We start from the raw sequence: 12,276 nt of genomic DNA, 5'->3' as shown, positions 1-12,276 counted from the left end.
GCAGATAAACACAGATTAACGCAGATAATTTTCAGAATGTCCGCAACAACATAATTTTTTGTGCAAAACCTCCTCTGGCTTCCCGCCGCTTCATTTGTTCCGCCAAAAGTCGATCGCCCGAAATGCCAAAACTCGCCATCACCGCATCTATTACCTCATACAAATCCGCCAATTCCGCCACCAAATCTTCCTCGTGGGCCTCTGCCGCTTCCTCCGCTTCTTCAATCAATTTCTGCAGCAAAGCTTGACGGTATTCTGCCTCCGACAAAATTACAAACTCGCATTCATTCCCGCTTTTACGAATAATTTCAGGAATGCGATCGCGCACCAACTTATGATACTCTTTTTCCACGTCAAACTCCCTTCAACCTTGACTAAAAGTTTGAATCAACCAGCGATTAATTTCCCCATCATCTTCTGTTTGACTCCGGTTCAAAGCTTCCTCAATTAACGCTATTTCTAAGCCAGGTAAAACCAGTGAATTTTGAATTGTCCCACTCCCTCCAGCAGTAATAGCAAAGGCAAATACTGCATTCGTATTTGCATTAGCTGCCCAATATTCTTGGACTTCAGAATGTTCGTAAATTAAACGCTTTACTCCCAAATCATCTGCACTAGAAGATGCTCCTATTTCCACCACTAAAGCTGGAGGTACAAACTCATTCAAATTAATGGGCGTATTCGTGCGAGGAGGTAATTCAAAATCTGCACCTATATAATAAGACAAATCAGGTTGAAATTCCCGAATACCTGTTTTGCGAAAACTGGCATTAATTAACTCGACTATTCGGATATTTCTAAAAGCCGTATAAAAATTGACAACTCTCGAAACTACTGAATTATGACGACTGTGCAATGGCCCTACTGGTGACATTTCTATCCTCATGTGTTGTTCGTAATAATAAAACTTGCCCTTTTCCCATGCTGAATCCTCAGCAAAATTCAGATACTCTTCCCATGTCGCCTTCACCCAAATATCCGTTTCCAAGACCTGCGTACTTGCCGAATTAGAAGCCATAATCCACCTCTAAAATTTCCGTATATTCAAATTCATCTGGACTGCGCTTAACTAAAGGATAGCGCATCCCGCCCAGTTCGATCGCATCTTCTTCACAATCAGCTTTCGGAGAATTGTACACCAGCACGTATTCCCGGCCAATGGAACTTTCCATCTCTTGAGCAACTTCTCCGCGCCACTGAGTTTTAGTTACCAAAACTACCAATTGATTCGCCAACTTCGGCAGCTTATTCGCGATTTGCTTGCGATAAATCTCGTCCAAACTGCCAAAGGGAGAATCCATCACAATTGGAAACGTACTGCTATCCGGGCCCATCAAAGTATTCTTTTGACTCCACTCCCGCACGCCCTCAATAATCCCGCCGATAAACGATAAACTGAGAATTTGATTTTCTCCTGTAGAAGCGGCAACCAAAGATTCTTGTCCCGACGTATTTTCTACTAGCGTCAGTTCGTATTTATCGCTCAACTTGGGGATGTAAGGAGTAAAAGAAATTTGACTAAAAATATCTTGCACCCGCTTTTCCAACTGAGAAGAAAACTGTTTCTCTAAGCGCGATCGCACTTCAGTTAGGCGATCGATCGCATCCTGAGTCGCAGCAATCCGGCGCTGGGCTAATACTTGCCTTTCCTCGTTCAGTTGCTGCTTGTCGATTTGCTTGTCCAAAGCCACAACCTGCGCATTCAAGCTCTCAATCTGCTGCTGATTAGAGCCTGTTTCCCTGTGCAAATCGCCAATTTTTGCCTCAATTTCATCCAAGCGCTTTTGCAAGCGGCTGACATCCTCGTCAGGAAAATTTCGCAGCTTGCTATGAATATCGTCTAACTGCGTTTCCAGCCGAGAAAGTTCGGTTCGGTCGCGGCTGATATTGCCTTGGTGTCGGTCAATTTCCTCCCAAAAATCAGCCACTTGTCTATCAATTTCATTTACCCGGTCGCTAATCCGAATAGTTGTTTCTTCCACATCGCCAACACCCGCCTTATCCATCCAACCGCTAACCTGTTGGCGAGATTCAGAACCATCCACTAATTCCGCACCGCAGATACACCGCTGCTGCGCTAATAACTCTTCCAAAAACGGCCGCTGAATCCCCGAAAGCAACTCCCCTTTTTCCCGCAAACCTCCTACTATTGCTTCAAATTCAGCCGCCGCATCTGACAGAAAAACCGCGTAACCGCGCCCAGAAATTGCTCGTTTGATAGCATCTGAAGCCAGAACAATTTGTTGCCTCAATAAATCTCGTTGCTTTTGCAATTCGTCTCGCAATTTTTGCAAATCGGCAGCACCGCTGAGTTCCAGCAAATTACCATTAACTGCTTTTTTTAACTCCCCTTGGTTCGCCAATTCCCGCTCGATTTCTACTTGTCTGCTCGAAAGTTGCTCAGCTTCTTGCTCAATTTTTTGCTTGTCTTTTAAAAGTTTCTTCGTTTCAGCATTCCCAATTATATTTAAATCTGTCTCAAGAGATTTTTTCGCTTCTACTAAATGCCGGATCGATCGATTCAACACTTCCACCCCCAGCAACTCCTTAGTAGCTTCAGCAATTTCTGCTTTCTTGTCGTGCCGGACAATTTGCTCGATTCGCTCCCCGTCAAAAAAGAAATATTTATGTAAACTTTCCGGCAAAATCCGCCCGATAATATCATCGGGATGCTGCTCCGGCTTCAGCCAGAGACCGTTATCTTTTGCTACATTCAGAAACAATTCATTCTTGCCATGTTCTACAGTGTTTTCACTTTTATAAGCACGACAGATGCGTTTTGCTTGGTAACGCGTACTGTCGTGTTCAAACACAATTTCCGCCCAACAACCTACGGCTTTTCCCATTTCCGCCTCAGCCAGAGCGCGCTTGTTTACTAATTGTTCTTCCGCCGCAAAAGCCGCGCTAAATTTTCCGTAAAGTACCCAGGTAAAGGCATTCATCAAGGCCGTTTTTCCAGCGCCGTTATTACCGTGAATTACTGTAATATTTTGCACGCCAGAAGCTAGTTTAATTTCGGGACTTTTGCCGTAAAATTGACGAAAGTTGCACAGAGTAATTGAGATTAAATTCATACAATTTCTTCCTTAATGATTTTTAAAATGTCATCGTTAATGTGGCGGGGAGCTCTCATGTACAACTTATCTTTTTCAATTTTCAATACCCGCTCGATAATTTGACGTACTTCCGGTGGCGCGGTAGTAATTGGTTGCTGTACGTCGCTGAATTCCTGATGAGTTTGATAAGCAGAACGCTTTTCTGCTAAAATGGTTGTGGGTACGGCTGCGATCGCGCTATCTTCATATCTAAATGCCATAATCAGATTTTCAGTCATATTTTCAGTCATATTTTTTTGGCAAATATTCAAATATACAGGGCCTAGGCTGATGGACGAGAAACCCGGTTTCTACGAGTTTTGTGAACAGTCACGAGAAATTTACAAAGAAACCAGGTTTCTGAACTCTGCGTGCGATCGCGAACTAAACTAGCAACTCAAACTGCTATCAAATAATTCTATATTCTAAAAGATAAACCGAACCTTAATAAATGTCAAATGTCTAATAGCCCGTAACGCTTCTGAAGTTGCAGCAATTTCACTCTAGCTTCCCCAGCATTGTCAGCTAAATCTGCAAATTCCAAGAACCGCTTCAACTCTTTTCGCAGCAAATTGCGCTCGACTTCTAAGGTTTCTCTGCCCAAATCTGGAGGCAAAACTATCATGTCAAATAAAGTTGCCCTTTCCTTCCCCGGATGTGGCCGCAAAATCCGTCCCCGGCGCTGAATAAACTGGCGCGGATTGCTGCTGCTTGCTAAAATTACAGCATTGCGAATTGCTGGAATATCAACGCCTTCATCCAAACAGCGAATCGCGACTAAACCTTGCAATTCTCCACTCTCAAATTGTCGGCGCAATCGTTCTCTTTCTGCTAAAGGAGTTGTCGCAGTATAAGTGTTAACTCGGTAGCCTAATTCTGAACCCAATAACTTCGCGGTTTCTGTTAGTTGGCGGTTGTTATTTCGGCGCGCACCTCCTTCGATCGCACCGTCGCCGCAGTAAAATAAAGTATGGCTTGTATCGAGACGGTGAATCATTAATTCTCGCAAAGCTATTAATTTATTAGCCGCCGCTCCAATTAACCGGGCCCGCTGCATTAATAAACTCGTTAAAGCATCGTTTTCTTCTACTTTTTCATCGCCCCAAAGCGCCCAGCCAATTTTTTGAGTTAAGCGGGAATATTTGCGGGTTTCGGCTTCGGTCAATTCTACTAAAATCGGATAGTATAAATAATGTACTAATGCTTTTTTGCGGATGGCATCGGCTAAGGTGAGTTCCGGCTGCAAAACAGGACCGAAATAATCTAAAATAGCTTCGGTTCCCTGTTCGTCGAAATGCCTTTCTGGGGTGGCGGAAAGGGCGAGCCGCAGTCCAATGTTGCGCGGCAAACTTTGTCCTAAACGGGGTGCCCCTAAGTTGTGAACTTCGTCTCCAATAATCAGGGTTTTTTCTGGGAAATAGCGCAGTTGGGATTGCAAGCTATCGGACATTAATGTGGCGTTAGTGGTGATGATTGTGAGAAATGCTCGTGAAGCGCAGCTATCCCGTAGGGAATCGCCCGCTCGCACTTCATACAAACCCGCAGCCAGCTTATTTTGCCAACTGCGGGCGCTATCAAAAGCCAAAATAGGTTTTAAACAAAATTTCTCTGATTCGCGCGCCCACTGATTCACCAGGTGGCAGTAAGGGCAAATTACGAGCAGGACTTGCAGGTTAATTTTGTTGTATAATTCAGTGGCGATCGCCAGCGCAGTAATCGTCTTGCCGCTACCCGTCGCCATCTTCAGCGTACCGCGTCCCTGATTCGCAAACCAATTAGCAACCGCCACTCGCTGATACTGTCGCAATTGCAGCGATGGCGGCATTTTCGGAAACCCAAATTGCGAATTATTAGCCGTTGAGCGATTCACCTTTAAATGCCGTTAGATGCAAAATTCCCTATACTCAACTGTAACTCACGGGCGATCGAAACTTAACAGCCCAAACAAATCATCCGCCGACAGTTGCAAATCCGACAGCACATCGAGCACAGGTAAAATATCCTGATTCTCTTTCGCCTCTGGTTGCTGCTGCGGTTTAAAAACAAGAACTAATTTTTCTTCCGGGTCAATCAACCAACCCAGTTTAGCATTGTGATTTAAGCAAAACAAAATATTATTAATGACCCGAGTTGGATTTTGATCCGGCGATAAAATCTCAATTGTCCAATCCGGCACAATTTCAAACCTATTTTCTATTTCTCCATTAGCATTGAGAGGAATGCGCGACCACTCAAACACTGCTATATCTGGAATAAGAGAACGTCCCCCAAAAGTACAGCGCAATTCGGGAAACGCATAAGCTAATTTCTGCGGTTTGCCAACTTGATTAATAATCGATGGAAACTCGAATTGTAACGTACTGTGTTTTCCTGGCGGCATAGCTTTTTGAGAAATTTGACCGTCAACATACTCGCTAGCCGGCTTAGTCTCTGGCAATAGCAAAAACTCTTCCAGAGAAATCTTTGACGGAGACTGAATTGAAGTTACCATAAGCCATTAACCCCTCAACAACTCAACTCCCGTCTTAAAAATTCATATCGCTGTCAGTTTCCCAATCAGCACAACTCTCCGATTCCACACCGGTAGGGTGCATCGCACAAACCAACAAATTTCCCCCGTAAACTTGACCGTGATAGTTGCGACAACCGCGACAAGCCGGCTGCTGCGTCGGCGAAGGGTCTACATAAGTCACCATCGACAAATCTATCTCATCAAACTCCGGGTCGAAGTCGCGGCAAATTTCAATTATCGGTTCGATAAATTCATTAAATAAACCATCAAATTCATTGAAATAACCGTCAATGTCATTAATCAGATTATTTTGTACTTGTTCAGTAAACTCTTCCGACATTTTTGCCAAAACGTCCAGCATTTCGACAAACTCTTCGCCCATTTCGCTGAAAAAATGCTCTACTTCAGAAACAGCATTTTCCATTACTCCAAAAAAATCTTTAGACCAATCTTCCATGAATTTGAGAGCTTGCTATTACAAAATATTTTACCGACAGGTGGAGCCAGCCTCATGCGAAGCGATCGCACCTACTTTCAATTCTATTACCTATTGCCGGATATCCGGTCAAGTTTAACAGGGCAGATATTCAAAAAGGGAACTCAAGAGTATTATCCTGAGTTCCCTCCCTGCTTTGCTGCGCGAGCTTTTTCCAGCTTAATCCCGCTTCAGCCGCCGCAATTCCTCTTGTAAATTCTGCACCTGTTCGCGGAGCTTGTCTACGCCACCAGTTTCTTTAGCATCTTTGGGCGAAACCTCTTCTTCCTCCGAAACAATTTCAATCCGCCGAGGTTCAGCCGGTTTTTTGTCGCCAGCCGGTTCTACGGGCGGCGGCTGCTGAGCCTGTTGTACCATATCATCAACAAAGCGACGGGCTTCTTCCGTTGACATCTCGCCCCGCTTCACTAATTCGTCTGCCAGCTTTTGGGCTTCAGTGCGTAATTCAGTTAACTTGCTGCCAGCTTTTTCACCAGCGTAGGAAGCTAGCCCGACACCAAGGTAAACTGCTTTCTGTAAAATATCTCCGAAACCAGGCATAGGAACTACACCTCATAAAACTGGGTGAACCGGAGACCACGCCTATTACAAGCATCCCGTGTTGCTGCTACCTTCCGGTCCTGACAAGATTTGGGCGTTGGAATCGCGTGGGTCCAGTTCATTTATGAGTATAACACAGTTATTTATTCTTCAACCACACACCAGTGATAAATTTCATAAATAACGCAACCGTTCTTCACCAGCGGGTCTTCAGCGACGATCGCCTTCGCCTCATCCATCGAACCCGCCTCAAACAGCAACATACCGCCGCCCCGCCGCGCCCAGTAGCCAGTTTTCGCTCGGTGTCCTAGAAATCAACTCTCAGACATAAGCTCTGTGAGCTGGCACGTATTGGTCAAAAACAGGCTTTTCGACAATTCCTTGCTCAATTTTGACAAACCAAGGCTTTTTTAGTTGGGATTTTAGATTTTATATTTTAGATTGGGAATGGGTGATGAGCAATCGGGCAAGCGGGCTAATGCTCTATATTCCATTTTCCACCATCCTTTCTTAACAGCGATGTTATCCCATGAACCCGTCAAAACAGCGATTTTTTATTGCCTTAGTGCCGCCGCCCGATATTGAACAGCACATTACTGAGATTCAACAGTATTTTGCGGAACACTACAACAGCCGCGGTGCTTTGAATTCGCCGCCGCACATCACGCTGCAACCTCCTTTTCACTCGTTAACGGAGGATGTTCCCAAATTAGAGGAAAGTTTGAACCAGTTTTCTGTAAACCGGCGGCCCATTCCCGTTACTCTATCTGGTTTTGCCGCTTTCGCCCCCCGCGTCATTTACGCTGATGTTGTCAAATCGCCCGAATTGCTGGAGATTCACTCATATTTGATGAGTTATAGGTCGGCAAATTTGGGAATTGTCGATCGAGTTTCTCAAAGTCGCCCATTTGTACCCCACATGACAGTAGCGTTTCGCGATTTAACTAAGGAGAACTTTCAAACGGCTTGGTTGGAATTTGCAGGGCGATCGCTCCACTTTGAGTTTACCGCATCGGCATTAACTTTACTGCTTCACGACGGCAGCCGGTGGAACATCAGCAACCAATTCCCGCTTTCCGCCTAAACTTTCTCCCTTCTCTTTCTTCGCGTCCTTCGCGTCTTCGCGGTTCGTTTTTCCAAATTTTATTTCTTAGCAAATCCCGATCAATATCATTCCCTCACTACAAACCTGTTTAAAATTAAAGCCAGTCACAGCTTACCGATCGCTCTTATTAGGAGTTGCAAGTGCCACAGTTCCGTAAACCGAAATTCCCGACAGTTTCAATATTTGAATTGCCGACTTAACCGTAGTACCGCTAGTGTAAATATCATCAACTAACAGCACTCGATCGCGCGGGAGCCGGCGGCGAAAATCTTTCCCCAAACTTAAAGCATTTTTCATTTCCGCTTGCCGCTGCAGTGGCGTCAGAGCGAATAAAGCCTGAGTATTTTTCACCCGCTCCAAACCGTGCCGCTGCAAAGGCAAACCAGTCAGCTCACAAAAACTTTCAGCCAAAAGTTCCGCCTGGTTAAAACCGCGCTCCTTGAGCTTTTCTTGATGCAGGGGAATGGGTACAACTGTTAAATTGTCTGTAGCTAATTCCGGAAAACTCAGCCAAGCTTCTGCCAGCCAGCCACCTAGAGGTTTGGCTAATTGCGGATTGCCGTCATATTTCAAAGCTGCGATCGCAGCTTTGAGAGCCCCGCCGTACTCACCCCACACAAAAACACGTTGCTCTGAATGCCAAAATCGACCGGGTTCCGTTAACTGACATCGCTGAAGTTGCTTGTGACAGTACGGACAAAACTCTCCGGCGGCCGGTCGCTGACAAAGAGGACAGTTGGACTTAAGAAATAGATTGAGAAAAGATTTGACTAATCCCGTCCATTTTCGCTGGTTCATCCTAAAATTGTGGTAAGTGATTAATGGGAAAAACTATCAAATTCAATCTGTTTCCACGGACAGGCTCGCAGCGTGAAAAACCTCTACTGGTTAGACAAAATTCAACCTTCAGACCGAGATGCAGTGGGAGAAAAAGCATTTTACTTGAGCTGTTTGCTCCAGAAAAATCATCCCGTTGTACCGGGTTTTGTCGTGCCAGCTACAACATTCTGGCAGTTTTTAGAGTCGATCGACTGCCTAGAACCGCTGTTTGCTGACTGGCCACACTCTTCCCTGCACTTAAATGTCGATGAACCCAGACAACTGCAATCAATCGCCCGCAGCATCCGCCACCAAATCCTCGCAGGCCAACTGCCAGATTCACTGCTCTCGACCCTAGAGTCTGCTGTTTGTCAACTCAACTCAAACTCCAAAGCCTTAATGTTTCGCCCTGCGCTGGCTTCTTGGAACCCGAAAACAACCGGAATCCTGGAAGCTCACGCAGTACGGGCAGAACCAGAAGCCATTGGGGCCGCGCTCAAACGAGCTTGGGCAGAACTGTTCAGAGCCCGAAGTCTATTTTACTGGCAGCGGTGCGGCCTGCTGGTACAGCAAATCAATCCCGCAGTTTTGGTGCAGCCACTTCAAGGAGCCATAGCCGCCGGCGAGGTGAAAACTAAGGCGGGTGCAGCGTGGGAAATCCAAGCCACCTGCGGTTTGGGAATGTCCCTGGCTAGGGGAGAAACCATCCCCGATTACTATCAAGTGCAGCCGGAAACAGGCGCGGTTAAATTCCAACGGCTCGGTTACAAAACATTAGCGTACAATATCAAAGCCGACGAGGGAGAACCGACAAAAAAACTGCCGAGCGACAATTGGGCTGCTTCCCCAATCCCGGATCCTGCAGTTCTAATTCCTGATTTGGCTGGCAGTTGCCTGGAAGTTTTGGCGCTGGGAGAGAAAGCACAAACTGAATACGTTTTAGGAGAATCGCAACTCAAAAAAATCATTGAATTGAGCAAAAAAGCGATCGCAGAATTTGACTCGGATTTAATTTTGGAGTGGACGCTAAACCAAACAGCCAACAGCAGCGAACCGCAGTTTTATTTCACTCAAGTTCGTCTTGTGAAAGGGCAAAAAGTCTCGTCGGTAGAGGAAAATCCGATCGCCCCAGAGCACCCAAACTCGATCGCCCCAGCCCGAACTCCTGCGATACTCAGAGGTGTGGCAGCAGCATCAGGAAAAGTCGAAGCAATTGCCCAAGTTATGAGTAATTCCCACCCAGAAAACGCGGAATTCTTAGCCGGAAGCATTTTGGTAGCCCGGACAATCGATCCGAATTGGCTGCCTTGGCTGAAAGTTGCAGCAGGGGTGGTTGCTGAACAAGGAGGCATGACAGGTCACGGCGCCATTTTAGCGAGAGAATTGGGGATTCCCGCCGTTGTGGGAGTTGCCGGGGCCACTCGGGCGATCGCCTCGGGCGATTCGGTGTTGGTAGACGGCGATAGCGGAGAAGTTTTTGCCCTCGCCCAACAGGATGCGATCGAGACAGGAGACAGCGGCCGGCTTCGGGACACAGCAAAAAATGCAGCTATATACAGTACAGCAGCAAAAATGTCAATAGCCAACCATCAATCTTCAACCTCAGATAGATCGTCGAATGAAGGGCCTAAATCTCGACAATCTGAGTCTGCCGAATATGTTTGGGGCGCACCAAGGGCGACTCAACTGCTAGTTAATGTCAGCCAAACAACTTCGATCGACCGCCTCAAAAATCTGCCAATAGACGGCATCGGATTGCTGCGATCGGAATTAATGGCATTGGAAGCTTTGGACTGTCAAAACCCCAAAATTTGGTTGCAAAACGGCCGCCAATCGGAATTTGTCGATCGCATGGCGGATTGCTTGAGTTTATTTGCTGCTGCCGTTTCGCCGCGGCCGATATTTTATCGCTCTCTGGATTTGCGCGAGTCAGGCCCCCACGGCAGTTTCAGTTATACCTTTGAACCGGAGTTATTTGATTGGGAACTGTGCGTACTTCAAAAAGTCTGCGAGTCAGGCCATAGAAATGTTAATTTAATTTTGCCTTTCGTGCGCTCGGTAGACGAGTTTATATACTGCCGCCAGCGCTTAGAAACTATTTGGAAAAACCGCTCAGCAGACTTTCAACTGTGGATTATGGCGGAAGTTCCTTCGGTATTATTTTTATTGCAAGATTACGTAAAAGCAGGAGTTCAAGGAATTTCCATCGGCACCAACGATTTAACCCAATTTCTGTTAGGCATTCACCGCAACAGCGAACAGGTAGCTGGTGCTGACAACGGGCCCGATCGAGCAGTGATGAGGGCGATCGAACAATTAATCCTTCAGGCCCGGGCCGCCGACATTCCTTGCTCGATATGTGGCGACGCTCCAGCTTTGTATCCCGAGACAGTTGAATCCTTCGTGCGGTGGGGGATTTCGTCTATTTCGGTCAATGTCGATACTGTAGAACAAACTTGCAGGGCGATCGTCCGCGCCGAACAGCGCCTACTCCTAGAAGTCGCTCGATCGATAATTAACAATTAACCCGTCTCGGATGCACATTACCTCAGAAATCCGGTTTGGTTGAGTCGATGGAAGGTATTGTCCTCCGCACCTCTGATTTAATTAGAGTCGATGCCTGTGTTACCACAGGACACCTCTGGTTCAGAACGCGGACGTGCAGCTTTCACTGCATCCGGCTCCTAGTCTGACACCTAATAAGTCGGGTTTAACCCGCTGTTCGGACTCTCACCTGACCATGAACGGTCTGATGCTGGTGACATTCACGATGTAGAACTTCCAAATTTATAGGTTTCCAATTGTCATGGTTGCCGTCGATATGGTGTAATTCTGCAATATCACCTGAAATGAACGATAGATTACATTCTGTACATTTGTGATTCTGTTTCTTGAGAAGTCGTGCCGTTATCCCATCGTAGTGAGCATTCTCTCGTTTTGACCAGTAAACAAAATCGCCATCATAGGGTGATTTATCTCCCTTGACAATGACAAACTTGCAGGCTGACCAACTAACCGCAGGAATTGCTCTTTTTATAACCTTATTGGTTTGATAACGGTTGTATCTTCCTTGTTTGCGAATGAATTTCCATAACCAATAGCGCAGTGACCACAGGTCGTGTTGACTCATATCGCAGAATCTATGGTAATTTCTCCACCCTCTTACTACCGAACCACACTTGTTGATTCGATATTCTAGAGTGAAACGACTATCTTTTATCACTTCTTTAACTTTTGCCTTAAGGCTAACTGTAGCTTTTTGACTTGGCGTTGAAATGAATTTACCATTGGGTTTAACTGAGAAGTTCCACCCAAGGAAGTCGAAACCATCTGTACTATGTACGACTTTGGTTTTGGCTTCTTTGACTTTTAATCCTCTTATTTCCAAGAATTTATCAATGTGTCCTCGGAGGGGTTCAGGGTCGTCTTCTGGTTTCAGGATAAACACAACGTCATCCGCATAACGAAATCCAGTAATAGTGTCTATGTATCTTCCACCATTTCTGATTTTTAATCTGACCTCATGACCAACGTTCTCTAATCCGTGAAGGACTATATTTGCTAGTAATGGGCTGAAAACTCCACCTTGCGGCGTACCGGATTCTGATGAAGGAAATTCTCCTCTGACTCCTGCTTTTATTGCCCTAAATACCCCTTGTTTTGCTGCCTTTGGTAGTTGGACTGATTGCATTAAGAATTTGTGGTCAAT

At 45.9% G+C, this 12,276-nt stretch carries 12 protein-coding genes, 1 other RNA gene and 1 pseudogene; 2 read left to right on the top strand and 12 right to left on the bottom strand.

The genetic code is table 11. The features are described 5' to 3' along the window. Positions 1-31: 31 nt before the first annotated feature. From QUB61_RS24300 to QUB61_RS24255, 10 genes and pseudogenes are all read right to left on the bottom strand, one after another. Positions 32-352 (bottom strand): nucleoside triphosphate pyrophosphohydrolase, encoded by a 321-nt coding sequence (locus QUB61_RS24300; RefSeq protein WP_333132697.1) that lies wholly within the window; start codon positions 350-352, stop codon positions 32-34. A gap of 12 nt (positions 353-364) precedes the next feature. Next, on the bottom strand, positions 365-1,018 hold the full coding sequence (locus QUB61_RS24295; RefSeq protein WP_333132696.1) for a Uma2 family endonuclease: 654 nt from the start codon (positions 1,016-1,018) through the stop codon (positions 365-367). Then, complete coding sequence (locus tag QUB61_RS24290) at positions 1,008-3,074, bottom strand: AAA family ATPase (protein ID WP_333132695.1); 2,067 nt, start codon at positions 3,072-3,074, stop codon at positions 1,008-1,010. Before QUB61_RS24290 ends, QUB61_RS24295 begins: the two co-directional genes overlap by 11 nt. Continuing rightward, positions 3,071-3,346, bottom strand: coding sequence for a hypothetical protein (locus QUB61_RS24285; RefSeq protein WP_333132694.1), 276 nt, complete (start codon positions 3,344-3,346; stop codon positions 3,071-3,073). Before QUB61_RS24285 ends, QUB61_RS24290 begins: the two co-directional genes overlap by 4 nt. Positions 3,347-3,549: 203 nt before the next feature. Further along, positions 3,550-4,920, bottom strand: coding sequence for a DNA phosphorothioation system restriction enzyme (locus QUB61_RS24280; RefSeq protein WP_333132693.1), 1,371 nt, complete (start codon positions 4,918-4,920; stop codon positions 3,550-3,552). 90 nt (positions 4,921-5,010) lie between these two features. After that, positions 5,011-5,586 carry a Uma2 family endonuclease gene (locus tag QUB61_RS24275; protein WP_333132692.1) on the bottom strand — a complete coding sequence of 192 codons (576 nt, stop codon included), beginning with the start codon at positions 5,584-5,586 and terminating at the stop codon, positions 5,011-5,013. A 34-nt stretch (positions 5,587-5,620) separates the two neighbouring features. Further along, positions 5,621-6,064, bottom strand: coding sequence for a hypothetical protein (locus QUB61_RS24270; protein ID WP_333122939.1), 444 nt, complete (start codon positions 6,062-6,064; stop codon positions 5,621-5,623). A 198-nt stretch (positions 6,065-6,262) separates the two neighbouring features. Further along, a complete protein-coding gene (locus QUB61_RS24265; RefSeq protein WP_333132691.1) occupies positions 6,263-6,643 on the bottom strand; it encodes a hypothetical protein in 381 nt (126 codons plus the stop codon). A gap of 23 nt (positions 6,644-6,666) precedes the next feature. Continuing rightward, positions 6,667-6,763, bottom strand: an RNA gene (gene ffs, locus QUB61_RS24260) — signal recognition particle sRNA small type. A 23-nt stretch (positions 6,764-6,786) separates the two neighbouring features. After that, positions 6,787-7,033, bottom strand: a pseudogene (locus QUB61_RS24255) (YciI family protein). Positions 7,034-7,172: 139 nt separating this feature from the next. Between QUB61_RS24255 and QUB61_RS24250 the strand changes: the two are divergent. After that, the gene (locus QUB61_RS24250; protein ID WP_333132690.1) at positions 7,173-7,727 is read left to right on the top strand and encodes a 2'-5' RNA ligase family protein; all 555 of its coding nucleotides are present in this window, start codon (positions 7,173-7,175) and stop codon (positions 7,725-7,727) included. A gap of 132 nt (positions 7,728-7,859) precedes the next feature. Here QUB61_RS24250 and QUB61_RS24245 read toward each other — a convergent pair whose 3' ends face one another. Beyond that, positions 7,860-8,546 (bottom strand): ComF family protein, encoded by a 687-nt coding sequence (locus QUB61_RS24245; protein ID WP_333132689.1) that lies wholly within the window; start codon positions 8,544-8,546, stop codon positions 7,860-7,862. A 72-nt stretch (positions 8,547-8,618) separates the two neighbouring features. Here QUB61_RS24245 and QUB61_RS24240 point away from each other — a divergent pair, with 72 nt between their 5' ends. Beyond that, positions 8,619-11,093, top strand: coding sequence for a putative PEP-binding protein (locus tag QUB61_RS24240; protein WP_333132688.1), 2,475 nt, complete (start codon positions 8,619-8,621; stop codon positions 11,091-11,093). Between the two features lie 184 nt (positions 11,094-11,277). On the opposite strand, the gene QUB61_RS24235 is transcribed toward QUB61_RS24240, so the two are convergent. Then, the coding region (locus tag QUB61_RS24235) for a reverse transcriptase domain-containing protein (protein ID WP_333190144.1) at positions 11,278-12,276 on the bottom strand (999 nt) is incomplete at its 5' end.

The sequence above is a fragment of the Microcoleus sp. C2D2 genome, assembly GCF_036702495.1.
In the GTDB taxonomy this organism is placed as follows: Bacteria; Cyanobacteriota; Cyanobacteriia; order Cyanobacteriales; family Microcoleaceae; genus Microcoleus.
Note: the sequence above shows the minus strand (reverse complement) of the source record. Positions and strands in the feature narration are given on the sequence as shown.